Annotated in this window: 26 protein-coding genes; 21 read left to right on the forward strand and 5 right to left on the reverse strand. The window is 66.5% G+C overall.

Features of this window, described 5'->3' with window-relative positions; genetic code table 11:
* The first annotated feature begins 25 nt into the window (after positions 1–25).
* From ABFK29_RS08240 to ABFK29_RS08280, 9 genes are all read left to right on the forward strand, one after another.
* A complete protein-coding gene (locus ABFK29_RS08240; protein ID WP_005856910.1) occupies positions 26–577 on the forward strand; it encodes a sigma-70 family RNA polymerase sigma factor in 552 nt (183 codons plus the stop codon).
* On the forward strand, positions 574–1,260 hold the full coding sequence (locus ABFK29_RS08245) for an anti-sigma factor (protein WP_005856912.1): 687 nt from the start codon (positions 574–576) through the stop codon (positions 1,258–1,260). The genes ABFK29_RS08240 and ABFK29_RS08245 overlap by 4 nt, the downstream gene beginning before the upstream one ends.
* Positions 1,261–1,768: 508 nt before the next feature.
* Entirely contained in the window at positions 1,769–2,551 is a 783-nt protein-coding gene (rpiA, locus tag ABFK29_RS08250) for a ribose-5-phosphate isomerase RpiA (RefSeq protein WP_005856913.1), read from the forward strand.
* A 205-nt stretch (positions 2,552–2,756) separates the two neighbouring features.
* Positions 2,757–4,199: an FAD-dependent oxidoreductase gene (locus ABFK29_RS08255; protein ID WP_005856915.1), complete on the forward strand. Its 1,443-nt coding sequence runs from the start codon at positions 2,757–2,759 to the stop codon at positions 4,197–4,199.
* A gap of 88 nt (positions 4,200–4,287) precedes the next feature.
* Positions 4,288–5,451 carry an FtsH protease activity modulator HflK gene (gene hflK / locus ABFK29_RS08260; protein WP_005856918.1) on the forward strand — a complete coding sequence of 388 codons (1,164 nt, stop codon included), beginning with the start codon at positions 4,288–4,290 and terminating at the stop codon, positions 5,449–5,451.
* A 13-nt stretch (positions 5,452–5,464) separates the two neighbouring features.
* Positions 5,465–6,592: a protease modulator HflC gene (locus ABFK29_RS08265; protein WP_005856920.1), complete on the forward strand. Its 1,128-nt coding sequence runs from the start codon at positions 5,465–5,467 to the stop codon at positions 6,590–6,592.
* A gap of 7 nt (positions 6,593–6,599) precedes the next feature.
* A complete protein-coding gene (locus ABFK29_RS08270; RefSeq protein WP_005856922.1) occupies positions 6,600–6,791 on the forward strand; it encodes a DUF2065 domain-containing protein in 192 nt (63 codons plus the stop codon).
* A gap of 100 nt (positions 6,792–6,891) precedes the next feature.
* A complete protein-coding gene (locus tag ABFK29_RS08275; RefSeq protein WP_005856924.1) occupies positions 6,892–7,689 on the forward strand; it encodes a glycosyltransferase family 25 protein in 798 nt (265 codons plus the stop codon).
* 405 nt (positions 7,690–8,094) lie between these two features.
* Positions 8,095–9,567, forward strand: coding sequence for a Do family serine endopeptidase (locus ABFK29_RS08280; protein ID WP_040604266.1), 1,473 nt, complete (start codon positions 8,095–8,097; stop codon positions 9,565–9,567).
* A 99-nt stretch (positions 9,568–9,666) separates the two neighbouring features.
* On the opposite strand, the gene ABFK29_RS08285 is transcribed toward ABFK29_RS08280, so the two are convergent.
* The 3 genes from ABFK29_RS08285 to ABFK29_RS08295 form a co-directional block, all read right to left on the reverse strand.
* Positions 9,667–10,434 carry a pyrroline-5-carboxylate reductase family protein gene (locus ABFK29_RS08285; protein WP_005856928.1) on the reverse strand — a complete coding sequence of 256 codons (768 nt, stop codon included), beginning with the start codon at positions 10,432–10,434 and terminating at the stop codon, positions 9,667–9,669.
* A 78-nt stretch (positions 10,435–10,512) separates the two neighbouring features.
* Positions 10,513–11,073 carry a peptidoglycan-binding domain-containing protein gene (locus tag ABFK29_RS08290; RefSeq protein WP_005856930.1) on the reverse strand — a complete coding sequence of 187 codons (561 nt, stop codon included), beginning with the start codon at positions 11,071–11,073 and terminating at the stop codon, positions 10,513–10,515.
* 136 nt (positions 11,074–11,209) lie between these two features.
* Positions 11,210–11,578 carry an OB-fold nucleic acid binding domain-containing protein gene (locus tag ABFK29_RS08295; protein WP_005856932.1) on the reverse strand — a complete coding sequence of 123 codons (369 nt, stop codon included), beginning with the start codon at positions 11,576–11,578 and terminating at the stop codon, positions 11,210–11,212.
* A 171-nt stretch (positions 11,579–11,749) separates the two neighbouring features.
* Here ABFK29_RS08295 and ABFK29_RS08300 point away from each other — a divergent pair, with 171 nt between their 5' ends.
* The 5 genes from ABFK29_RS08300 (at position 11,750) to ABFK29_RS08320 (ending at position 16,805) form a co-directional block, all read left to right on the forward strand.
* Complete coding sequence (locus tag ABFK29_RS08300) at positions 11,750–12,073, forward strand: 2Fe-2S iron-sulfur cluster-binding protein (RefSeq protein WP_040604267.1); 324 nt, start codon at positions 11,750–11,752, stop codon at positions 12,071–12,073.
* Positions 12,073–12,894: a VCBS repeat-containing protein gene (locus ABFK29_RS08305; RefSeq protein ID WP_347100315.1), complete on the forward strand. Its 822-nt coding sequence runs from the start codon at positions 12,073–12,075 to the stop codon at positions 12,892–12,894. The genes ABFK29_RS08300 and ABFK29_RS08305 overlap by 1 nt, the downstream gene beginning before the upstream one ends.
* Before the next feature lie 326 nt (positions 12,895–13,220).
* Positions 13,221–14,033, forward strand: coding sequence for a TIGR00282 family metallophosphoesterase (locus ABFK29_RS08310; protein WP_040604268.1), 813 nt, complete (start codon positions 13,221–13,223; stop codon positions 14,031–14,033).
* Positions 14,034–14,037: 4 nt separating this feature from the next.
* On the forward strand, positions 14,038–14,994 hold the full coding sequence (locus ABFK29_RS08315; RefSeq protein ID WP_347100317.1) for a DMT family transporter: 957 nt from the start codon (positions 14,038–14,040) through the stop codon (positions 14,992–14,994).
* 32 nt (positions 14,995–15,026) lie between these two features.
* Positions 15,027–16,805 (forward strand): SLC13 family permease, encoded by a 1,779-nt coding sequence (locus ABFK29_RS08320; protein WP_005856942.1) that lies wholly within the window; start codon positions 15,027–15,029, stop codon positions 16,803–16,805.
* Positions 16,806–16,811: 6 nt separating this feature from the next.
* Here the strand turns inward: ABFK29_RS08320 and ABFK29_RS08325 are convergent, their stop codons facing one another.
* The gene (locus ABFK29_RS08325) at positions 16,812–17,546 is read right to left on the reverse strand and encodes a glutamine amidotransferase (RefSeq protein WP_005856944.1); all 735 of its coding nucleotides are present in this window, start codon (positions 17,544–17,546) and stop codon (positions 16,812–16,814) included.
* A gap of 113 nt (positions 17,547–17,659) precedes the next feature.
* Between ABFK29_RS08325 and ABFK29_RS08330 the strand changes: the two genes are divergently transcribed.
* On the forward strand, positions 17,660–18,406 hold the full coding sequence (locus ABFK29_RS08330) for a YebC/PmpR family DNA-binding transcriptional regulator (RefSeq protein ID WP_005856946.1): 747 nt from the start codon (positions 17,660–17,662) through the stop codon (positions 18,404–18,406).
* Between the two features lie 62 nt (positions 18,407–18,468).
* Here ABFK29_RS08330 and ABFK29_RS08335 read toward each other — a convergent pair whose 3' ends face one another.
* Positions 18,469–19,341, reverse strand: a complete 873-nt coding sequence (locus ABFK29_RS08335; RefSeq protein WP_005856947.1) for a LysR family transcriptional regulator ArgP — start codon at positions 19,339–19,341, stop codon at positions 18,469–18,471.
* Positions 19,342–19,440: 99 nt separating this feature from the next.
* Between ABFK29_RS08335 and ABFK29_RS08340 the strand changes: the two genes are divergently transcribed.
* The 6 genes from ABFK29_RS08340 (at position 19,441) to ABFK29_RS08365 (ending at position 24,629) form a co-directional block, all read left to right on the forward strand.
* Positions 19,441–20,034: a LysE/ArgO family amino acid transporter gene (locus tag ABFK29_RS08340; protein ID WP_005856949.1), complete on the forward strand. Its 594-nt coding sequence runs from the start codon at positions 19,441–19,443 to the stop codon at positions 20,032–20,034.
* Between the two features lie 156 nt (positions 20,035–20,190).
* Positions 20,191–21,123 carry a DMT family transporter gene (locus ABFK29_RS08345; protein WP_005856951.1) on the forward strand — a complete coding sequence of 311 codons (933 nt, stop codon included), beginning with the start codon at positions 20,191–20,193 and terminating at the stop codon, positions 21,121–21,123.
* A gap of 111 nt (positions 21,124–21,234) precedes the next feature.
* Entirely contained in the window at positions 21,235–21,432 is a 198-nt protein-coding gene (locus tag ABFK29_RS08350) for a hypothetical protein (RefSeq protein ID WP_005856953.1), read from the forward strand.
* Between the two features lie 222 nt (positions 21,433–21,654).
* The gene (gene betI, locus ABFK29_RS08355) at positions 21,655–22,236 is read left to right on the forward strand and encodes a choline-binding transcriptional repressor BetI (RefSeq protein ID WP_005856955.1); all 582 of its coding nucleotides are present in this window, start codon (positions 21,655–21,657) and stop codon (positions 22,234–22,236) included.
* Between the two features lie 158 nt (positions 22,237–22,394).
* The gene (betA, locus tag ABFK29_RS08360) at positions 22,395–24,047 is read left to right on the forward strand and encodes a choline dehydrogenase (RefSeq protein ID WP_040604270.1); all 1,653 of its coding nucleotides are present in this window, start codon (positions 22,395–22,397) and stop codon (positions 24,045–24,047) included.
* Between the two features lie 63 nt (positions 24,048–24,110).
* Entirely contained in the window at positions 24,111–24,629 is a 519-nt protein-coding gene (locus tag ABFK29_RS08365) for a hypothetical protein (protein WP_005856959.1), read from the forward strand.
* The last annotated feature ends 73 nt before the right edge of the window (positions 24,630–24,702 follow it).

Here is a 24,702-nt window from a genome sequence, read left to right on the forward strand (position 1 = left end):
CAAGGGGAATGGGTAACGGAGCGCCATGACACCGCAGGAGGAGATCGAGGCGCTGATCGCACGTGTGGCGATGGCAGACCGGAAGGCTTTCCGGGCGCTCTATTCGCGGACCTCGGCGAAACTCTTTGGCATCGCGTTGCGTGTGTTGAAGGACGAAGCGGCGGCAGAGGACGTCCTGCAGGACGTGTACGTCCGCGTATGGAACCGTGCCGGCGCGTACCGAAGCAACGGATATTCGCCGATGACATGGCTGATCACGATCACGCGAAACGCCGCCATCGACCGCCTGCGCAAGGCGCGGCGGGAGGGTGTCGCGCAGGAGCCGGTCGAGATCGCGGAGCGGCTGTACGACACCGCGCCCGGGCCTGCCCAGCAGGCAGAGATGCGTGACGAGGCGCGGGCGCTGAACGTCTGCCTCGATGAATTGCCCGCAGATCGGGCAGAGATGGTCCGGCGGGTCTACCTGCAGGGCCTGACGTACCAGGAACTGTCCGACCAGTCCGGCGTGAAGCTGAACACGGTGCGGACGTGGCTGCGGCGCAGCCTGATGCAACTGAGGGAGTGCCTGAGCGCATGACCGGCGCGGACGAGGATACCGATCTTCCGGGCGGCTGGGAAGCCGAGGCAGCGGAGTACGCCCTGGGCGTTCTGCCGGAGGCGGAGCGTGCCGGTTTCGAGGCGCGCATGGCGGCCGACCGGAACCTCGCGCAGGACGTGGATGCCTGGACCGAATATTTCGCCACGCTGACCGACCCGATCCCGGCCGCGACCCCGTCGCCGGCTGTCCTGAAACGCATCGAGGCCGCCGTGCACGGCGATCCGCAGCCGCCGGTCTGGCGCCAGTTGCTGCCCTATCTCGTCGGTGCCGTGGCCGGTGCGACCATGGCCTGGGTCGTCTTCATCTCCGGTGTGCTGGAGCAGGGGCGTCCGGAAATCCTCGCCTCGCTGGAGCCGGTGGCCGGCGATCTGGCCTTCGACGTGCGGATCGATCCGCCGACGCATACGGTTGCCATCGACTATCGCGCGGGCGATCTGCCCGACGGGCGCGTGCTGCAGCTCTGGCTTATTCCGGAGGGCAGCGACCCGATCTCGCTGGGCGTGATGTCGCCCGGCGGCGATCACATCGTGGTCCTGTCGGACGAGATGGCGGCCCGTGTGCCGGGGGCCACGCTGGCGGTGTCGGACGAACCGGAGGGCGGCTCGCCCACCGGCCTGCCCACGGGCGAGGTTCAGGCCGCAGGGGTGCCGATCCCGCTCTGACGTTCCGGATTCTGGCGTCTGGCTTACACGATCGGGCGTCGGCCTGTGCGCGTGATCCGTCTGCGCGTGGTCCGGACGGAGCGCGCTTTTGCATTGGGTGGGCGGCGTCACCCCCAGGCGCCGACCAGCAGGCCGATGGGGGGCAGTTGTCGGTTGACCGTGTGCCGCGCGCGGGGAGGCTGTCGACGAACGCGGGCATGCCTCTTTCTATTGCGTCCACGTCTATCCGATGGGCAGTTTGCGCGCGAATTCGGGCGTTTCAAGTACGTTGACCCATGAAGGGGGCGTCGCTGCAACTGCCAGACGAACGTCCGTTTCCGCCCGGGGCGCCACGGGTGGCGGGCTGCCCGGCTCGTGGTGCATCAAGCTTCTCTCGCGCGGCCATTCCCGAACGATATGAGGCGTTTCAAGCACGATTGCCCAGTGGGCAGGGCATTCGCTCAATTGCCCCTCGCGCCGGTGCGCGCGGCTGCTATAAGGGCGCCGTCTGCTGAACAGGGGAACCAACATGTCCGGAGAGCTGTCGCCCATCGACAAGGCCAAGTTCGTCGCCGCCAAACGCGCGGCGGAATTCGTGGAATCGGGCATGCGTGTCGGTCTGGGGACCGGCTCCACCGCCGCATGGCTGGTGCGCTGCCTCGGAGAACTGGTGCGCGAGGAAGGGCTGCGGTTCAAAGGCGTGCCGACATCGACCCGCACCGCGGAACTGGCGCGCGACGTGGGGATCGAGGTGATCTCGCTCGACGAGGCGAAGTGGCTCGACCTGACGATCGACGGCGCCGATGAATTCGACGAGGAGCTGTCGCTGATCAAGGGCGGGGGCGGCGCGCTTCTGCAGGAGAAGATCGTGGCCACCGCCTCTGACCAGATGGTGGTGATCGCCGATGCGGCGAAGGAAGTCGGCCACCTTGGCGCCTTCCCCCTGCCGGTCGAAGTTATCCCCTTCGGCTGGCAGACCTCCCTGGCGCTGATCGAGGAGATGCTGATCTCCATGGACGTGATGGGCCGCAAGGCGACGCTCCGGATGAACGGCGACCGGCCGTATATCACCGATGAGGCGAACCACATCCTCGACCTGCACCTGACCCGGATCGGCAACCCGCGGCAGCTGTCGATGGTGTTGAACCAGATCCCCGGCGTCGTGGAGAACGGGCTGTTCATCGACATCTGCGACAAGGTGGTGATCGGTCACGGCGACGGACGTGTCGAGGTGCGCGACATCAACGAAGGCACCGTGACCGAAACCCAGCTCGATTTCGTCGAGGACGACAACCTCTTCCGCGACATCTGAGGCAGGGCCGCAAGCCCTGCGAGAGGACCGGTCGGCGCGGCCCGGACCTTGGGGTCTTTGACGGACCTGCGGGGCGGATCGTCTGCGGCAGATTGTCGGGCACGATGGGTGTCATAACCCTTTCGTGTCGCCGCCCTCCGGCTCTGGCCTTCGGCGGGGCTTCGTGAAATACCTCCGCAACGCGAGAAGATGAAAGGCACGGGTCATGAGCGCATTCGACTACGATCTCTTTGTCATCGGTGGCGGCTCCGGCGGGGTGCGCGCGGCGCGGGTGGCAGCGGGCGAGACCGGCGCGAAGGTCGCGTTGGCTGAGGAGGACCGCTATGGCGGCACCTGCGTGATCCGGGGATGCGTGCCGAAGAAACTGATGGTCTTCGCCTCCGAATACCACGAGATGCCGGCTGCCGCGCGTGCCTACGGCTGGGACATCGCGGACGGGCGTTTCGACTGGACGGCCTTCCGCACCAAGCTGAACGCGGAGCTCGACCGGCTTGAAGGGGTGTACCGCAAGCTGCTGGCCGGTTCCGGCGTGGAGACGTTCGATGCGCGCGCGACGGTGAAGGACGCGCACACGGTCAAGCTGTCGACCGGTGAAGAAAAGACCGCAAAGCACATCCTGATCGCGACGGGCGGCCGTCCCCAGCGGCCCGACATGCCGAACGCGCATCTCGGAATGGTGTCCGACGACATCTTCCATCTGGAGACGCTGCCGAAGTCCGTGCTGATCGTCGGCGGCGGCTACATCGCCTGTGAATTCGCCTGCATCCTGCACGGGCTTGGGGTGAAGGTGACGCAGTTCTATCGCGGGGCGCAGATCCTGCGCGGCTTCGACGACGAGGCGCGCGGGCTGATCGCCGACGCGATGAAGGGGCGGGGCATCGACCTGCACACCGGCACCACCATCGTCGAGATGCACTGCGTGGGCACGCCCGAGGCCGACGCCATGGGCGAGGCCCCGGTGGACGACGTGCAATACGGCCAGCCGGAGGAGGAAGGCGCCGGGTCCGGCCCGGTGCGGGTGAAGGCGACCAACGGCACGATCCGCGATTTCGATGCGGTGTTCTTTGCCACCGGGCGCGTGCCCAACACCGACGATCTGGGGCTGGAGGCGCTTGGCATCGAGTTGGGCCGGGAAGGCGCCGTCATGGTGGACGAATACAGCCAGACGAAGGTGCCCTCGGTCTATGCCATCGGCGACGCGACCAATCGCGTCAACCTGACCCCCGTGGCGATCCGCGAGGGCATGGCGTTTGTCGAGACGGTCTTCAAGGGCAACCCCACGCCGGTCGATCACGAGCTGATCCCGAGCGCGGTGTTCACGCAGCCCGAGATGGGTACGGTTGGCCTGACCGAGGAACAGGCCGCCGAGCAGGAAGAGATCGAGGTCTACTGCACCTCGTTCCGGCCCATGCAGACGGCCTTTGCGGATGCGCCCGATCGTGTTCTGATGAAACTGATCGTGTCGAAGGCGAACCGGACCGTGCTGGGCTGCCACATCGTGGCGCCGGGTGCGGGCGAGATGATCCAGCTTGCGGGCATCGCCGTAAAGATGGGGGCCACCAAGGAAGATTTCGATCGCACGGTGGCGGTGCATCCGACGATGTCGGAAGAAATCGTGACCATGCGCAACCCGGCGCGGACGCGGTAACGCGGCAACGGTGACGAAGCTGCCTTGATACTTTCGGGTAGCATGCACAGTTTAGAACGGACCGAGACTGAGGGAAGGACAAGGCTTCATGGCAGGAAACAGCGGCGGCCCCTGGGGCGGCGGTGGCAACCAGGGCGGCAACGGCAGCCGTCCGCCTTCGGGCGGAGGCGGTGGCGGGCGTCGACCGGAGGACAGCCAGATCCCCGAGATCGACGAGCTGATGAAAAAGGGCCAGGAGCAATTGCGCGTGCTCATGGGCGGCCGGGGCGGCAACGGCCGGTCCGGCGGCGGCTCGGGCGGCGGTTCCGGCGGGCCGAAACTGACACGCGGCACCGTGGCCTTGGGTGTGTTGGTGCTTGCGGGCCTTTGGGCCTTTTCGAGCTTTTACACCGTCAAGCCCGAAGAGCAGTCGGTTGAACTGTTCCTCGGCAAATACTCGTCGACCGGCAACCCGGGCCTGAACTTCGCGCCCTGGCCGCTGGTGACCTACGAGAAGGTCAACGTGACCTCGGAACGGACCGAAACCATCGGTTCGGGCCGTGGCGGGTCCGACGGGCTGATGCTGACCACCGACGCCAACATCGTCGACATCGATTTCCAGGTGGTCTGGAACGTGGCGGACCCGGCGAAGCTGCTGTTCAACATCCGCGACCCCGAACTGACCGTTCAGGCGGTGTCCGAATCGACCATGCGCGAGATCATCGCGGCGTCCAACCTCGCCCCGATCCTCAACCGGGACCGTGGGCTGATCGCCGACACGGCCTTCGACAACATCCAGATGACGCTGGACGAGTACGAAAGCGGCATCCGCATCGTCCGGGTCAACCTGCGCGAGGCCGATCCGCCGCGCGAGGTGATCGACGCCTTCCGCGAGGTGCAGGCCGCCGAGCAGGAACGTGACCGTCTGGAACGTCAGGCCGACGCCTATGCCAACCGCGTGGTGGCAGAGGCCCGCGGTCAGGCCGCGCAGACGCGCGAGGAGGCCGAAGGCTACCGCGCCCGTGTCGTGAACGACGCATTGGGTGAGGCCGCGCGCTTTACCTCGGTGCAGCAGGAATACGCGCAGGCGCCAGACGTGACGCGCCGCCGCCTGTACCTCGAAACGATGGAGAAGGTGCTGGGCGACGTGGACAAGATGATCCTCGATGAAAGCATCGCCGGTGGCGGACAGAGCGGCAGCGGCGTCGTGCCGTACCTGCCCCTGAACGAGTTGGGGCGCTCCGGCGGCTCGACACAGTCCAGCGGCAACTGAGGGAGGACACATCATGGGTAAGACAACGTATATTCTGCCTGCCATCGTGGTGGCGCTGGTCGTGATCCTTTCGTCGGTCTTCGTCGTGGACGAGCGCGAGAAGGCGCTGGTCCTGCGTTTCGGCCAGATCAAGGCGGTCAAGGAGGAGCCGGGGCTCGGCTTCAAGGTGCCGCTGCTGGACGAAGTGGTGCGCTATGACGACCGCATCCTGTCGCTCGACACGGAGACCATCGAGGTCACGCCGTCGGACGACCGCCGGTTGGTGGTCGATGCCTTTGCGCGCTACCGGATCGCCGACGTGGTCCAGTTCCGCCAGGCCGTGGGCGTGGGCGGCGTGCGCGTCGCCGAGGACCGCCTGCAGGGCATCCTGAACGCGCAGATCCGTGAGGTTCTGGGTGCCGACCAGGTGACGTCCGACACCATCCTGTCGGAGGAACGCGGTTCGCTGATGATCGGCATCCGCGACCAGGCACGGGCCGAAGCCCGCTCCTTGGGTCTGGACGTGGTCGACGTGCGGCTGAAGCAGACTAACCTGCCGACGCAGAACCTGGAAGCGACCTTTGCCCGGATGCGCGCTGAGCGTGAACGGGAGGCCGCCGACGAGATCGCACGCGGTAACGAGGCGGCGCAGCGGGTGCGCGCGCTGGCTGACCGGACGGTGGTGGAGACCCTCTCCGAAGCCGATCGCGAAGCCAATGTGACCCGCGGTGAGGCCGACGCCGAACGCAACGCCATCTTCGCCGAGAGCTACGGCGCGGACCCGGAGTTCTTTGCCTTCTACCGGTCTTTGCAGGCCTACGAGAACGCCCTGCGTGGCGGCAACTCGACCATGGTCATGACCCCGGACAGCCAGTTCTTCGCGTACTTCAAGTCCGAGGGCGAGGCCGGCTCGCCGGTGCCGATGGAGACGCCTGCCTCGGTCGAGCAACGCCCCGCGCCGCGCGATCCGGTGGTGCCGCAGTCGCAGGACCTGCCGGACGACGTGACCGAGGGCGAAACGCCGCAGGATGCGTCTTCTGCGCCGGGACCGCAGGCCGTCGACCCGGTGGTGCCGGACGCGCCTGCCTCCGACACCTCGCCCGTCGGCGAACCGGTCGATCCCTCGGACACCGGGGACGATCCGGCGAACGCGGGAAACTGAGGCCGGAATGGCTTTGACCGACATCTGGACGGGGATCGCCATGGTCCTCGTGATCGAGGGGCTGGTGTACGCACTGGCCCCTTCGCTTGTGGAGCGCCTGCTGGAAGCGCTGAAGGAGATCCCGCCCGAAGCGCGCAGATCGCTTGGGCTACTGACGATGGTCACCGGAGTGGTGATCCTGTGGGCCGTGAAGGGCTGAGGCGCGCGCGGGGCATTGCTTTCAGTCCACGCGGTTGAATTTTCCCGTATCCTGCCGTAAAGTTACGCCGTGTCAGTGGTTTACGGTTGGGAGCGCGCGTATGCTCACGTATGTCATCAATCTGGAACGCAGCGTCGACCGTCGGCAGGTCCTGACGGAGAAACTGGCGCGGGACAGTTGGCCCCATACCTTCGTCAACGCCGTCGACGGCCGCGCGCTTTCTGCCCAAGACCGCGCGCTGTACAGCCCGCTGCTGGCCTTCCTGCGCTTTGGACGCGGCCTCAAAGCGGGCGAGCTTGCCTGCTACCTCTCGCATCTCAAGTGCTTGCGGCAGTTTCTGGCAACCGACGAACCGGTCTGCCTCGTGCTTGAGGATGACGTGGACTGGACGCCCGGGACCGGTGCGGTGGTGCAGGAGTTGGCGCAGGTGCTCGGACAGCACGGGGAACCCTGGGAGGTGGTCAATCTGGGCCACGTCAGCAAACGTCCGGCGCTCGCGGCCCCGATTGCGCGCATCGCGGAAGACAACGCCGTTTCGCGGATCTTCGATTTCCCGCTCACCACCCATGCCTTGCTGTGGAACCGGGAGGGCGCACGGCACTTCCTCCACCGCTCGCGCAGGATATTCGACCCGGTCGACGTGGCGGCCCGGCGGATCTATTCCGGCACCGGCTTGGGCCTCGGGCTGATTGCCCGGCTCGTATTTCAGGCCGACTTCGACAGCGAAATAGACGCTTCGGGCAGCGCGGGGTCCGGAACCGCGTCGAAACCTGTCGAGGCCTGGCGGCGGCTCCGCGCAAGGCAACTGCGCAAGTATCATCTGATCCGCGCCCGTCGCGGGTTTGCCGCCTGGACCGAACGCGAGGATTTTGCCGCCACGGCCGATCCGGCGCATTGACCGCGCGGCCGAGCATGCCCGGCGTTCTGTCAACTCGGAACGGCCGGGCCAGTCCTTGTGTCTCGCCAACGATGTGGAGTGGGGGCCAGTGGCGGGGCGTTCGGCGACGCCGGTTTCCGACCCTGAGGCCCCGCCTTGGCGACCATGCCTTCGACCTGCGCAGGGGGCGTACGGTCCCCCCGGACATCGCGCAACAGCGGCCTAGGTGGGGCATTCTTCGGGGCGGAACCGCGTGCCGCCAGGGCGCTCCCGGTTCCGTCACCGTGTCTCACTTGGGCGTGAGACAGCCTATACAGGTCTTTGGTGTTGCGCCATGGAGCCTATGTTTGACACACTGAAGAAGAGGCAGGGCAGTCGTGGCCTGAGGGTGGAGGCGTCTGACCTGCCAGCAACAAGGAGACTCCTTTGAAACCGCAAGTGCACGCGTTGACACGGGAGGACGCGACGCCGCTTCGGCTGTTCTGGCTGACAGCGCTCTCGATGGTCCTCATCCTTTCCCAATCCCTGATGGCACAAGCGCGCGGCGCACCGGAGAGTTTCGCCGAACTCGCGGAGCGCGTCAGCCCGGCCGTCGTTAACATCACGACCTCGACCACTGTCGCCGGCCGCACCGGACCGCAGGGCGTCGTCCCGGAGGGGTCGCCTTTCGAGGATTTCTTCCGCGAATTCCAGGACCGCAACGGGCAGGGCAATCGTCCGCGCCGCTCTTCGGCACTGGGGTCGGGCTTCGTGATTTCCGAAGACGGCTATATCGTCACCAACAACCACGTGATCGAAGGCGCCGACGAGATCATGATCGAGTTCTTCGAGGGCTTCGATCTGCCGGCGACGCTTGTGGGCACCGACCCCAACACCGACATCGCGGTGCTGAAGGTCGAGGCGGACGAGCCGCTGAAGTACGTCAATTTCGGTGACAGCAACATCGCCCGCGTCGGCGATTGGGTCATGGCTATGGGCAACCCGCTGGGTCAGGGCTTCTCGGTCTCCGCCGGGATCGTCTCGGCCCGCAACCGTGCGCTTTCGGGCACCTACGACGACTACATCCAGACCGACGCCGCCATCAACCGCGGCAACTCCGGCGGGCCGCTGTTCAACATGGACGGCGAGGTGATCGGCGTGAACACCGCGATCCTGTCGCCCAACGGCGGTTCCATCGGCATCGGCTTCTCGATGGCATCGAACGTAGTGACCCGCGTGGTCGACCAGCTCAAGGAATTCGGCGAGACGCGCCGTGGCTGGCTGGGCGTGCGTATCCAGGACGTGACCGAGGATCTGGCCGAGGGCCTGGGCCTGGAGCAGGCCAAGGGTGCGCTGGTCAGCGACGTCCCGGAAGGTCCTGCCATGGAAGCGGGTATGGAAGCGGGCGACGTGATCGTCACATTCGACGGCACCGAAGTCGTGGACACCCGGCAGCTTGTCCGGATCGTGGCCAACACCCCGGTCGGCAAGACGGTTCGCGTGGTCGTCAACCGTGATGGCGAAACCAAGACCCTGAAAGTCACGCTGTCCCGCCGCGAAGAAGCTGAGGGCGCGATCCCGGCCGCCGCTGCCGGTCCGGATGCCGCCGAACCGCAGGAGCTGGAAACGCTGGGTCTGACGCTGTCGCCGCTCACCGATGAACTGCGCGCCGAGCTTGAAGTGCCGGAAGGCACCGACGGTCTGGCGGTCATGGCCGTGGACGAAGCCAGCCAGGCGTTCGAGAAGGGCCTGCGCGCCGGTGACGTCGTCACCGAAGCCGGTCAGAGCGCCGTGACGTCGGTCACCGACCTTGAGGATCGTATCACGGAAGCCCGTGACGAGGGCCGCAAGTCGATCCTTCTCCTTGTGCGCCGTGGCGGCGACCCGCGCTTCGTCGCGCTGGGGCTTGAAGAAGACTGATCTCTGCTCAGGCAGGTAAGGCTGAGGGCGCCCCGCGGGGCGCCCTTTTCGTTTGTCCGGCGGCGGGGGAGGGGCGGTCCAGGGCCTGCGCAGGCCGGATCACCCGATGTCGCGCGCGCGGTCCGTCGCGGCCTGCAGACCGTTTGCGACGATCTCCTCCAATCCGGCGGCGCGCATCGATAGAAACCCGGCGGCGGTTGTGCCAGCGTAGGCGATCATCCCCTCCACATGAGCGTCTGCCGTGTGCGCATCATGGGCCAGCATTTCGCCCGCCGAAAGGAAGAGCTGCCGGACCGCGCGGTCGGCGATATCGGGCGGCACGCCTTGGGACACCGCGTGGCGGGCCATGGCGCTGGCGAACAGGGCCGCGAAGCCCGGGACAGGCCCGGTCAAGGCGGTGAACAGGTCGATGTGCGCCTCGTCCCCGATTTCGTCCGTACGGCCGATGGCAGAGAAAACGGCGTTGGCCTGTGTGCGGTCGGCCTCGGTGATCGCGGCGCTGCCGATCCAGGGGGTATAGGCAAGGCGCCGGGCCGCGGCGGGGCTCGACATTGCCCGGATGACGCGCGGGCTGCCTGTCGTTTCCTGAAGCCGCGCCCGGGTGGCCCCCGCGATCACCGACAGGACCAATGCATCCGGGGCCGCAAGGTCGAGGCCGGGCAGGGCGGCGGGCGGAATGCACAGCAGGATGGTTTCGCAGCGCCGGGCAAGGTCGCCGGGCGTGGTCACCTCGATCCCGGGCAGGGGCGCCTTCCCGCTGCGGTTGGCGAAGAGGAGCCTTTCGGGCGGCAGTCCGGCGTCGAGCCAGCCGCGTGCGATGGCCTCTCCCAGCATTCCGGTTCCGATCAATCCGATGGTGCCCTGCATGTCTGCCTCCCTTGGCTTGTCAGCTTCAGCCTGCGCGGGGCGGGGGCCGATGCCAAGGGGGCGTTGCGCCCCGCAGGATCAGACGTCGCCGGGGGCGGGGGCCGCATCGACGGTGATGAGCCCGAGGCTGCGGGCGGTTTCCAGCGACAACTGCGCGCTTTCGAGGCCGCGTTCCGACTGGTACTTGCGGATCGCGGCAGAGGTCGGCGCGTCGATCCAGCCAGAGACGTTGCCCGCGAAATAGTCGCGTGCCGCGAGCGCCCGCTGCAGCGAGGCGATGAAGTCCGGGGTCATCTGATGGCCGCACACCGCGTCGAAGATCACGTCGCTGCGGGGGCGGACGACCTTGGGCACGGGGGCCCTGCGATAGACAGGCGGGCGCAGCACGGTGCCGTCCGGCGCGATTTCGGCCTGCACGACCTGCACTTCTCCCATGACCTGTTCATAGACTGCGGGCAGCGTTTCGCGGGCTTGGCATCGGCCGTCCGACAGCGCGATGACGGGGGCGGGCAGGGACACCGGCGACAGGGCCACGGGTTGCACATCTTCGAACGCATCGCGAGAGGCGCTCTCGGACGCGGTATGTGTGCAGGCCGCGGCGAGGACCAGAAGGCCCAGGGCGACGGTGAAACGGGTCATGACTGCTCGGGCCCTCTTGGACGGGGTCGTCGTCGTAGGCCATTTATAAGTCAGCCGCGTCAGAAATCAAAGCGCTCGCCCGCCGTGGGAAATGGCCTGTGGCCGAAGGGACGCGGGTGCCGTCTGCATGCAGACGTCACCCGCCCCGGTGGGCGCGGTCGGGCAAAGGCGGAAGGTCTGGGTCCAGCAAGCGGTCGAGCAGGGGAGAGATGTCCTCGATGTGTTCGGAGACGATATGGGTCACGTCGTTCTCGCGCTGTATCCTGCCGGTGACGCGCAGCATGCGGCCGGCGATCACCGCGCGCCGAAAGCGTTCGTAGAGGGTGCGCCAGACGACGATGTTGATGACGCCGGTCTCGTCTTCGAGAGTGACGAAGATCACGCCCTTCGCCGTGCCGGGGCGCTGGCGGAGGATCACCAGACCCGCCACGGTCACCCGCGCGCCGTTGGGCACTTCCCGCAGGAGGCGGGCCGGGGTCGCGGAGGGGGGGCGTGGCCATGTCATGGGAACATATATGGAACATCTCTGGCCCGCCGCCAAGCCTGTCCGCGACGTTCGCGGTGCGGCAGGGCTTCACGATGCCCCGACCGGGCGCGCCGGTTCGCAAAACGGGGCTGGCGGCGCGGCGCATGGGTGTCTAGGTATGCTGCGATGGATGACAAACGGAGCGGTGAAATGGCGAAAATCACCTACATCGAGCACAACGGGACAGAGCACGTGGTCGACGTGCCGAACGGTCTGACCGTGATGGAAGGCGCGCGGGACAACAACATCCCCGGCATCGAGGCCGACTGCGGCGGAGCCTGCGCATGTTCGACCTGCCACGTGTACGTGCACCCGGACTGGATCGACAAGCTGCCCCCGCGCGAGGACATGGAAGAGGACATGCTGGACTTCGCCTTCGAGCCCGATCTGGCCCGGTCGCGCCTCACCTGTCAGCTCAAGGTGAGCGACGCGCTCGACGGGTTGGTGGTGCAGATGCCCGAGAAGCAGATCTGATGACCGGCGCGGCCCGGTCCGGCAGGGAGACCCGACGGCGGGTGTCCCTGGCGACCGGGGCGCCGCGTCCGCGTTGTTCCGGATTGAGGCGTGCGGCCCGCGGCGCGGCGGCGATGCTGGCGCTTGTGGTGGGGGCCCCGGTGGCCGCGGACGCGCCCGTCGCCATACTGGATGCGCGGCTTGAAGAACCGGTGACGCGCTACGACCACGGTGTCCTTGGCGACGCGGTGGAATGGGGCACGCTGCGCCTGTGGGTGGACAGCTGCCCCGGCTGCGCGCGCACGGATGTGCAGGAGACGGTGATCCGGCTGCCCGAGAGCCGCGTCTTCGAGGATGTGGAGGCTCGGCTGATCGGTCTGGATCCGCGCGCGCCCGGCGCCGTCATGGTTGTCGAGAGCGACCTGTCCCGGGGCGCCCGACTGTCGCTTTACACCGGCGCAGGGCTTTTGGCCGCGACCCCGTTCATCGGTCAGCCGCACCGCTGGCTCGCGCCGGTCGCGGCGGCGGACCTCGACGGCGATGGCACGCTGGAGGTGGCCTATGTCGACCGGCCGCATCTGGCGAAGGTGCTGCGGGTCTGGCGGCTTGAGGGCGACACGCTGACGGAAATCGGTGCCCTGGAGAACCTGACCAATCATCGCATCGGCTGGGATCACATCGCCGGAGGCCTGCGGGACTGCGGTGGGGGTCCCGAGATGGTGCTGGCCAGCGGAGACTGGTCGCGGTTGGTGGCGGTACGTCTGGAGGCGGGCTACCTTTCCGCCCGCGATCTCGGACGTTACGGCTCAGCCGCGCTGGAGGGCGCACTGGCCTGCCGCTGAGCGGAGGCGCGGTTGGCGGCGGTGCCGATGGCACCCGAAGACCTCTGCGCCTGCGGGCAATCGAACCAGCGCGTCGGCGGTCTGGCGGCCTGACTTTGCCTGCCCGGGATGGACAGGGAAGGCTTGGCAAGCGTCCGGATCCGGCCCCGTGTGGCCCGGGCATCCGTTTGGCGATATGACCTTCGCTGGCCGCAGCGGCGCACGTGCCGGTCATGCGCCGGCCCTGCCCAAAATCTGCGACCGATGTAGGGCGGGGCTTTGCGCCGCCTGCCTTTGCGCATTTCTGGGGTTAACTTTCCCGCCGCCGCGTCTTACGGCTTTTGCCCATGCGAATACTCTTTTTGGGCGATGTGATGGGCCGCGCCGGGCGGCAAGGGATCGCGGACCGGCTTCCGGGCCTGCGAAAGGACTGGCGGATCGACTTCGTGGTCGTCAACGGCGAGAACGCGACGAACGGGGCCGGGCTGAACGCAGCCCATGCCAACGCGATCTTCGAAGCGGGCGCGGATGTCATCACTCTGGGCGATCATGCCTTCGACCAGAAGGAAATGCTGACCCATATAGAAAGCGACACACGCATCGTGCGTCCGCTCAACTTTGCCCGCGCGGCTCCGGGTCGTGGGGCCGCGCTCTACAAGGACGCGCGCGGACGCAAGGTGCTGGTGGTGCAGGCGCTGGGGCAGGTGTTCATGTCGCGCAACTACGATTCGCCCTTCTCCGCCGTCGAGGACGTGCTGAAGCGCCATCCTCTGGGCGGGCAGGCGCAGGCGATCCTCGTGGACATGCATTGCGAGGCGACGTCCGAGAAGATGGGCATGGGGCATTTCTGCGACGGACGCGCCAGCATCGTCGTCGGCACCCACACCCACGTGCCCACGGGCGATGCGCAGATCCTGCCCGGCGGCACGGCCTTCATGGCCGATGCGGGCATGTGCGGGGACTACAATTCCGTCATCGGAATGGAGCCGGCAGAGCCGCTCCGGCGCTTTGTCAACGGCATGGCGAAGGGCCGGTTCGAGCCCGCGGGCGGCGAAGCCACGCTGTCCGGCCTGTTCGTGGAGACCGACGACCGCACCGGCAAGGCCGTCTCTGTCACGATGGTGCGTCAGGGCGGACGGCTGGCGCAGTCGGGGCCCTAGGCACGTGCCGACGCCCGCGCGGCCCCTCCTGCTTCCCGTGACCGAGTGCCTCGGGCCGTTCCTTTTGCTGGTGGTCATCGGTGCGGCGTGGGGCGGCACACAACCGCTTTCCAAGATCGCCGTATCCGAGGGCTACCGTCACTTCGGCCTGATTTTCTGGCAGACCTTGCTGACCGGCCTGCTGCTGGCGGCGATCACACTGCTGCGCGGGCGGAGCCTGCGCCTGAAACGGCACCAATGGCAGACCTGCGCGGTCATCGCCGTGGTGGGGTCGGTCCTGCCCGGCATCACCAGCTATCAGGCCATCGCGCATCTGCCATCGGGCGTGGTGTCCATGCTCCTCAGTTCGGTGCCGATGATCTCGCTGCCGATCGCGCTGGCGCTGGGACAGGACAGCTTCCGTCCGGTCCGGCTTCTCGGCCTTGTGCTTGGGCTGACCGGCGTGGCGTTACTGGTCCTGCCGGACGGCGGGCTCAGGGGCGACGTGGCGGTTTTCTGGGTTGCGGTCGCACTGGTGTCCTCTGTCTGCTATGCTTCGGAGGCGAATATCGTCGCGCGCTGGGGGACGGCGGGTCTGGACCCGGTGCAGGTGCTGGCGGGCGCCTCCCTGATCGGCGCCGCGATCTCTTTTCCGCTGGCGCTGGGGACGGGCCAGTTCATCGTGCCGCCCTGGCCGCTGGAGGCCCCGGACCGTGCCTTGCTGGCCAGCACTGCGCTGCACGCGGGCGCATACACCGGCTATGTCGCGCTTGTCGGTTTTGCAGGCAGCGTCTTTGCCGCGCAGGTGAGTTATCTTGTCACGCTTTTCGGCGTGACCTGGGCGATGCTCTTTCTCGGAGAGGGCTATTCAAGCTGGTTCTGGGCCGCTTTGGCCGTGATGCTTCTGGGCATGGCGTTTGTTCAGCCGCGCCCCAAGACGCTTGTACCCGACGTGACGCTCCGTAAAAATGCGTCGGGTTGAGGATCGGCTGACACAAGAGCAAGGGGCCGGCGATGCAGTGGATTGATTTGAGTCAGGGGGCACAGGCCTGGGCGACGATCGCGGTCGTCGTGGCGATGTTCGTGCTTTTCGTGCGCGAGACGTACCCGACCGAGGTGACGGCCATCGGCGGTGTCGCCGCGTTGCTGTTGTTTGGCGCGTTGCCCTACGACGCAGCGCTTGCGGTGCTGTCGAACCCGGCGCCCTGGACCATCGCCGCGATGTTCATCGTCATGGGGGCGCTGGTCCGCACCGGCGCGCTCGATGCCTTTACAGGCTATGCGCAGGCGCAGGTCGCGGCACGTCCCAAGCGGGCTGTGGCGGCGATCCTCGGGGTCGTTGTGCTCGCCTCGGCGGTGATGAACAACACGCCGGTGGTGGTGGTCATGCTGCCCGTGTTCGTCCAGATCGCCAAGGTCATGAACATTGCCCCCTCCAAGCTGCTGATCCCCCTGAGCTATGCCGCGATGATGGGCGGTACGCTGACGCTGATCGGGACGTCGACAAACCTGCTGGTCGATGGCGTGGCCCGGTCGCAGGGCCTGGAGCCGTTCACCATCTTCGAGGTCACGCCGCTGGCGCTGATCCTTGTCGGGGCGGGCATGCTCTATCTGTTCTTCGTCGCGCCACTGCTGCTGCCCGACCGGATGAGCATGGCCGGAATGCTTTCGGACCGATCCCGCATGAAGTTCTTCACCGAGGCGGTGATCCCCCCGGACAGCAACCTGATCGGCCGCGAAGTGCTGGGTGTGCAACTGTTCAAGCGTGAAGGCGTGCGGCTGGTCGACGTGATCCGGGGCGACGAATCGCTGCGCCGCAACCTCGATGGCGTGTTGCTGGAGGTCGGCGACCGCGTGGTCCTGCGCACCCCGATGGCCGAACTTCTGTCGCTGCAAAGCAACAAGTCGCTGAAACGGCTCGACCAGGTCTCGGCCAAGGAGACGAGTACCGTCGAGGTGCTCATTTCACCGGGGTGCAAGATGGTGGGGCGGTCGCTGGGCGGTCTGCGCCTGCGCCGTCGGTTCGGGGTCTATCCGCTGGCGGTCCACAGGCGAAACCAGAACATCGGCCGGCAACTGGACGAACTTGTCGTGCGCGTTGGGGACACTCTGCTGCTGGAAGGCAGTGCCGAGGACATCAAGCGGTTGGCCGACGAGATGGGGCTCGTGGACGTGGCGCAGCCCTCGGCGCGCGCTTTCCGCCGCAGTCATGCCCCCATCGCTCTGGTGGCGCTGACAGGCATCGTGCTGCTGGCGGCATTGGGTTTTGCGCCGATCCTCGCGCTGGCCGTGCTGGCGGTGGCTCTGGTGCTGCTGACCCGCTGCATCGACGCGGACGAGGCGTTCTCCTTCGTGGAGGGACAGCTTCTGGCGCTGATCTTCGCGATGCTGGCGGTCGGTGCGGCGCTGGAGCATTCCGGCGCCGTCCAGATGATCGTCGGAGGCGTCGCGCCCTACGTCGAACAGCTTCCGGCATGGGCCGTCGTCTGGGCCGTCTACCTGATGACCAGCGTATTGACGGAGAGTGTTTCGAACAATGCAGTGGCGGTGGTCATGACGCCCATCGCCGTGACTCTGGGCACCGCCATCGGCGTCGATCCGCGTCCGCTGGTGGTGGCGGTGATGATCGCGGCAAGCCTCAGCTTCGCCACGCCGATCGGATACCAGACCAACACGCTGGTCTATGGGCCGGGTGGCTACAAGTTCACCGATTTCGTGCGGGTCGGCCTGCCGCTGAACATCGGGCTCGGGGCGCTGGCGGCGCTGTTCATCCCGATGTTCTGGCCGCTCTGACGCGCGTCAGGCGTAGCGGGTGACGAAGGCCGCAAGAAGGCGTTGCGGTTGGGTCACGTCCGCCTCGTGGCACATGGCGATCAGGTCGTCCGCCGTTTCCGGCGCGAAATAGCCCTTGTGCCGGTATATGCGGATCCGGGCCGCAAAGCCCCGAGCGTCCGCTTCGGGATGGAACTGGGTGGCATAGACGTTCTCGCCGTAGCGGATCATCTGGTAGGGACAGGGAGCGGAGGACAACAGGTGCACGGCGCCGTTCGGCAGGTGCTGGACCGCCTCCTTGTGACCAACGAAGGCGTCGAACTGCTCGGGCAGGGTGGCGGTCAGCGGATCGCGGCGGCCATCGTCCGTCAAATGGCAGGTCACGGCGCCCGCCGGCTCTCCGAAGCGTTTCTTGGAGACTTCGGCGCCGAGGTGATGGGCGAGGATGCCGATGCCGTAGCAACAGCCCATGAAGGGAATGTCGGCGCCGGTGATCTTCGGCATGAGCGAAAGACAGGCGGCTTCGATGCGCGCCTCCACCGGGTCCTTGTCCTGCGGCGCGTCGGACACGCAGCCGGGGCCGCCCCCGACGATCACGCCGGCATAGTCGGCCGGGTCCAGGTCTTCGGGCAACGCCTCCCGGTCGAGACGGATGCGGCGCACCTGGCCCTCCGCAAGGCCGCCCTTGTCGAGGAAGGCATGGTATTCGTCATCGCTGGCCTCGGTTTCCGGGCGCAGCTGGAGAAGGAGGAATCGTGCCATGCAAACCGGCTTATGCGCGGGCGTCACCGGGCGCAATGGCCGTCCTTGGCAAGGCGTCGGGCATGGCTTATAGAGGCGCGGATTTCGAACAGTCGGGAACGAGAGGCGCAATCATGGCCGGCCATTCCAAATGGGCAAACATCCAGCACCGCAAGGGCCGTCAGGACAAGCTCCGGGCCAAGGTGTTTTCCAAGCTCTCCAAGGAGATCACCATCGCCGCGAAGATGGGTGACCCGGACCCGGAGAAAAACCCGCGCCTGCGTCTGGCGGTGAAGGAAGCCCGCGGGCAGTCGATGCCCAAGGACAACATCGAACGCGCGATCAAGAAGGCCGTGGGCGGCGATGCGGAGGATTACGAGGAAATCCGCTACGAAGGCTACGGCCCGAACGGCGTGGCGGTGATCGTCGAGACGATGACCGACAACCGCAACCGCACCGCGTCGAACGTGCGGTCGCTGTTTTCCAAGAACGGCGGCAACCTGGGCGAGACGGGCTCTGTCGGGTTCATGTTCGAGCGCAAGGGCGAGATCGTCTACCCGGCCTCCGCCGGCGACGCGGACGACGTGATGATGGCGGCGATCGAGGCCGGGGCGGAAGACGTGGAGTCGTCCGAGGACGGGCACGTGATCTACTGCGCCGACACCGACCTGAACGATGTTTCGAGCGCGCTGGAAGGGGCGCTTGGCGAGTCGGAGTCGACAAAGCTGGTGTGGAAGCCGACGACGACCACCGAGCTGGATCTCGACGGCATGAACTCCCTCATGAAGCTGGTCGATGCGCTGGAAGAGGACGACGACGTGCAGCGCGTCACCACCAACTTCGAGGCCTCCGACGAGGTCATGGAGCAGCTCGACGCCTGATCCTTTGCGGATCTTTCGGAACACACGGCGCGCGCGGGGCATCCCTGCGCGCGTTTGTCGTTTCAGGGCATCGGAAGAAGCACGTCTGCCGCTGCACGGCGCAGCGCGCGGGTCAGCGGCCGGATCGCCGGTGCGGTTATGCTGCGCACCTGCCAGTACAGCGGCACGTCGCGCGGGAGGTCGGGCGCCATGGCGATCAGGTCGCCGCTCTCAAGCAGGTCTGCCACCAGTGGCAGCGGGTTGAGACCCCAGCCCAGCCCGCAGCGGGCCGCCTCGACAAAACCGTGGGTCGAGGGCAAATGGTGGGTCGGTGGTGACAGTGGCCGCCCGTTGAGGTCCGCCAGCCAGCGCCTTTGCAGAACGTCCTTGCCGGAATAGTCGACCATCGGCGCCTTGCTCAGCGTGTCCTCTGTCAGCCCTTCGGGAAAATGCTTGTCGCGGAAGGCGGGGGAGCAGGTTGCAATGTAGCGCATCACACCCAGTGGAACCGCGTCGCAGCCTTGAACCGGCTGAACGCGCGAGGTGATGGCGGCGGTCACGTCCCCGTCGCGAAGGCGCCGATCCGAGACGGATTCGTCCTCGATGGCGATGTCGTACAGGAAATCGGTGCGCGCCAGCGCGGGGATCGCCCATGTGTCGAGGCTGTCGGCGTTTAGCGCGATGCGCACCCGCGCCTGCGACGCGCGCCCGAGGTCCCGGGCCAATGCCGCGTCCAGCAGGGCGCACTCCCGGGCGTGGCGCGCAAGCCGTGCGCCTGTCTCTGTCGCGCTGGCGGGGGACTGGCGCAGCACCAGCGGCGCGCCGACCCGATCCTCAAGGGACCGTATTCGCTGGGAAATGGCCGACGGCGTGACGTTGAGTTCGGCGGCGGCGGCCTCGAACGCGCCAAGCCGCAGGACCGCCTCAAGGGCCGAAAGCTGTGCCGGGTCGTACATCAGGCGCCTGTTAAGAAGTGCTTCATCAGATTAAAATGGATTAACTCGCCTTCACCCGCAACCCGCGTTAGGCAAGGTCACGAACTGACGGAGGTCTGGATGGACGCGGCATTGGCAGGCTTTGCCCTTGGTTTTTCCCTGATCCTCGCGATTGGCGCACAGAACGCCTTTGTCCTGCGGCAGGGATTGCGCGGTGTGCATGTGCTGCCGGTGGTGCTGGTCTGCGCCTTGTCGGATGCCGTGCTGATCGCGGCAGGTGTGCTTGGCTTTGGCGCGCTGACACGGGCGGTGCCCGGCTTGGAATGGGCCATGCGGATCTTCGGCGCGCTTTTCCTGACGTGGTACGGCGCACGGACGCTGCTGTCCGCGTGGCGCGGCGGAGAGGCGCTTCGGGCCGGCGAGGGGGCGCAGAGTCTGAAGGCCGCGGTGCTGGCTTGCCTCGCCTTCACCTGGCTCAATCCGCATGTATATCTCGACACGGTGGTGCTGGTGGGATCGGTGTCGGCGCAATATGCGGACCGGCTGGCGTTTGCCACGGGGGCGATGGCGGCCAGCTTCGTTTTCTTCTTTGGGCTGGGGTACGGTGCCCGCAGCCTTGCGCCATGGTTCGCGCGCCCCTCGGCATGGCGGGTGCTCGACCTCCTGGTCGGCTCGACGATGCTGATCATAGCGGTTTCACTAGTGATGAACTGAGACGGCATGCGGCAGGCAAGCGTTTGAAGGGCGGACCTTTTCGTCGTCCGGTCGATGGTCTTGCACACTGCGCGGCGTGGTGCGGGCGGGCCACGGCGCATTGCAGGACTGCCCCGCACCGGAAGTCGCATCTTCGGGAAATGCCATGCGTGAGGCATGGACATTCCCGACCGTGAGAAACATGTTGTCAGCATGGAACAGACGGCACGGCCCGGTGTGGGCATCTTCTGGATGGCGGTCACGGGGCTGTGCTTCGTCGGCGTCACCGCATTGGTGAAAGCGCTAGGCGACAGGATCCCGGCGGTGGAGGCCGCCTTCCTGCGCTACTTGCTCGGGCTCGTCTTTCTTGCCCCGATGTGGCGGGATCTGCGTGAGGCGACACTGACGCGCAGGCTGTGGGGCCTGTTCCTGTTGCGGGGCATCATGCACACGGTCGGAGTGGCGCTGTGGTTCTACGCCATGACACGCATTCCGATCGCCGAAGTCACCGCGATGAACTACCTGAACCCGGTCTATGTGACCGTGCTCGCCGTGTTTTTCCTGGGGGAGCGCCTTGCCGTCCGTCGGGTTGCCGCGATCATCGCCGCCCTCGTCGGGGCGATGCTGATCCTGCGGCCGGGGTTTCGCGAACTCGATCCCGGCCACTACGCCATGCTGGTGACGGCCCTCGTGTTCGCCGGCTCCTACCTTCTGGCCAAGATCCTGTCGAGCGAGGTGCGCCCCGCGGTCGTGGTCGCCATGATGTCACTGACGGTGACCGTCGGCCTTGCGCCCATGGCCTTTGCGGTCTGGGTCTGGCCCACCTGGGGCGAGTTGGCCGTGCTGTTCTGCGTGGCCTGTTTCGCGACCGGCGGTCACTATGCCATGACGCTTGCGTTCGTGGAGGCCCCCGTGACGGTGACGCAGCCGGTGACCTTCCTGCAACTCGTCTGGTCCGTGCTGATCGGCGCGATGTTCTTCGCGGAACCGGTCGATCTTTGGGTGGTCGGGGGTGGATCGGTCATCATGTTGGCGGTGATCTTCATCACTTGGCGCGAGGCCGTTCTGAAGCGCCGGATCACGCCGGTCGTTTCGGAAACGAAGGTGTAATCTGCGGGCCTTTGTCGCGCGAACGCGAAAAATCCCCGGAGCGGGCGCATTCGCGCCGCAATATGTGAGCAACACTTTACGTAGCGAAAACTTGCTACAGGAGAGAGTGATATGTTTGCAGAGAACAAGTTGACCGAAAACATGGCCGAGATCGAAGCCTTCTTGCTGCGTGAACGGGGCAAGGCCTTGTCCGATGCGGAATGGCGGTTCCGGATGAAGGGCTACGGCTACAACCTGCGCCGCACGGATATCGGCGTCGAGGTGTCGCGCCTGCCGCAGAACCGCGTTCTGGGCACCATCAGCGTTTGAGTTTCGGACCTGCGGAACAGGCCGACGCTGGTCGGCGGGCCTGCATCGACGCACCGTTCGCACAGGCCCGATATATACTGCCCCATGCGATCCGCCCCGGGCGTCTTGGATGGGCTTTCGACCAACGCACGCCGGGCGGGTCGCTCGTCCCGAGCAGAGCCACCCGCACCGGCCAGCGCTTCTTGATTGACTCATCAGTCAACAAAAGGCAAACCCTGCCCCATGCCGAAGCTGGGACAGGAACCGATACGGCGCAAAGCGCTGGTGGCAGCCACGGTCGCAGAGATCGGGGCGCGGGGGTCGCTTGACGTAACCGTCGGGCAGATCGCCAGGCGCGCCGGCATGTCGTCGGCACTGGCGCACCACTATTTCGGCGGCAAGACGGACATCTTCCTGGCTGCCATGCGGCACATCCTTTCCGAATACGCCGCCGAAGTGCGCGCCGCGCTGGCCGCTGCGGCACCGGGCAGACGGCTGGAGGCCGTAATCGAGGCGAATTTCGCGAAAAGCTGCTTCGAACCGGCGACAGTTTCGGCCTGGCTCAGCTTTTACGGTCTTGCGCAGAGCCAGCCGGATGCGCGGCGCCTCCTGTCGATGTATCACGCACGGCTCAGGTCGAACCTGCGCCATGCGCTCCGTGAACGCTGCGACGCGCCCGAACTCGTCGCCGATCAGATCGGCGCCCTCATCGACGGTGTTTACCTGCGCGCGGCCCTGTCCCGTACCGGCGTCGAAGGCGCAGCGGACGAGGTGATCCGGGCGGCGCATGCCCTCATGAAGGGACGGCCCGAGGGGCGGAGATGAAGAACACGTGCACGATCACCGGGCGCTGGTCCATTCGATGTCCCTTGCGGCACCCGAGGCGCGTTCCGCACGTGCCAAGTCTTTAGATTGAACACATCCCCGCCGGGGGTGCCCGGCCTTGCCGGTCGAAAACCGGCAAGCCTTGAAGGAAGATGGCCATGTTGGCGGATTATGTCGTTGTGGGGGCGGGGTCGGGGGGCTGTGCGCTGACGTATCGGCTGGTGGAAGCCGGGCACTCGGTCATCGTGATCGAACATGGCGGGTCCGATTGGGGGCCTTTCATCAACATGCCCGGCGCCCTCAGCTTTCCGATGAACATGAAGCGTTACGACTGGGGTTTCCGGACGGAGCCGGAGCCGCACCTCGGCGGTCGGAGGATGGCCTGTCCGCGCGGCAAGGTGCTGGGCGGATCGTCCTCCATCAACGGCATGATCTACGTGCGCGGCCATGCGCTGGACTATGAACACTGGGTCGAACAAGGCGCAGACGGCTGGGGGTATTCTGACGTGCTGCCCTATTTCCGGCGCATGGAAGACTGGCACCACGGCGGTCATGGCGGCGATCCGGCCTGGCGCGGCTCCGGCGGGCCCCTGCACGTCACGCGCGGGCGGCGGGACAACCCGCTGGTCCGGGCCTTCGTCGAGGCCGGGCGGCAGGCTGGCTACCCGGAGACTGGCGACTACAACGGGGAACAACAGGAAGGTTTCGGCGCCTTCGACATGACCGTGTGGAAGGGGAGTCGCTGGTCCGCAGCGAAGGCCTACCTGCGGCCCGCAAAGGCGATGGGCGCGGTCATAGTTCGCGGTCTGGCCCATCGTGTGGTCTTTGAGGACGGGCGGGCCACCGGAGTGGAGATATCGCGCGGCGGCGCGACCGAGGTGATCCACGCCCGGCGCGAGGTGGTGCTTTCAGCCAGCGCGATCAATTCGCCGAAGCTCCTGATGCTGTCGGGGATCGGTCCTGCGGCGCACCTGGCCGACCACGGCATCGAAGTGCGTGCGGACAGGCCCGGTGTGGGGCGCAACCTTCAGGATCATCTGGAACTCTATGTCCAGATGGCGGCCACCCAGCCGGTGTCGCTGGCCAAGTACTGGAACCTGTGGGGCAAGGCCTGGGTCGGTGCGCAGTGGCTGTTCGGGCGGGCCGGGCCGGGCGCATCCAACCAATTCGAAAGCGCGGGTTTCATACGCTCGCGCGCCGGAGTGCAATATCCCGACATCCAGTACCATTTCCTGCCGATCGCCGTGCGCTACGATGGTGCCATCGCGCCGGAGGGGCACGGTTTTCAGGCGCACACCGGCCCGATGCGGTCGCCATCGCGTGGCGCGGTGACGTTGCGGTCTGCCGATCCAAAAGAGGCGCCGAAAATCCTGTTCAACTACATGAGTTGCCCGGAGGATTGGGAGGATTTCCGGACAGCGATCCGGCTGACGCGCGAAATCTTCGCGCAAGATGCCTTTGCACCGTTCCGCGGGGCCGAGCTTCAGCCGGGGGCGGCGGCACAGACCGACGACGAACTTGACGATGTGATACGGGAACATGTGGAAAGCGCCTATCACCCCTGCGGCACCTGCCGGATGGGACGCGCCGACGACGTCGACGCCGTGGTCGATCCGGTGGGGCGCGTGATTGGCGTGGAGGGATTGCGCGTGGCGGACAGCTCGATCTTCCCGCGCATCACCAACGGCAACCTCAATGCGCCGTCGATCATGGTGGGCGAGAAGATCGCCGATCACATGCTGGACAGACGGCTCCCGCCCGAAGCGGCAACGCCCTGGATACATCCGGACTGGGAAACCCGGCAACGTTAACGAAGACTTCAGAAACGCATTGATCGGACGGCGGCGCCGCCGCACGTTAATGCGATGTTAAGAATGCTGAAGATCCTGATGCCCGTGGTGGCGCTTGCTCTGCCGGGGGCGGTCGTTGCCGGGGACCGCGCCATCAGTGGGCCCGCGCGGGTTCTGGATGGCGCACGGATCGTCGTGGGCGACACCGTCGTTCAACTGCGCGGCCTCGAAAGTGTGAACGACAATCTTGTTTGCGGCGATGGATTCGCCTGCGGACGTTGGGCCGTGGGCGAGCTTAAAGCGCGATACGACGGGCGCCTGCTATCTTGTTTCGGGCAGTTCATGCAGGATGGCGTGTCGTTTGCGGCGTTTTGCCTTGAAGGGCGCGAAGACATCGGCGCGGCAATACTGCGCGGCGGGTTGGGGTTCGCATCGCTCGACGCGCCTTCGGATTACCGTGATGCCAGCCGTGGGGCGATACGTCAGAGAGTCGGATTGCGCGCGTTCGGCGGCGCCGTCCGGGTGCCCGAAGCAGGGGCATCCGGTCCGGCAATGAAGGCGGCGCTCGGCATCCCCGCAGATGCAGTCTTAATCATTCTTTAACACAGGTTATTGACTTGGCTGGCGGCGTCCCGATGTACAGAAGTATGTTGCGCCCAATGATTGCCCTCCTCTT

Origin of the sequence: Sagittula stellata E-37 (assembly GCF_039724765.1) — a bacterium.
Lineage (GTDB): Bacteria > Pseudomonadota > Alphaproteobacteria > Rhodobacterales > Rhodobacteraceae > Sagittula > Sagittula stellata.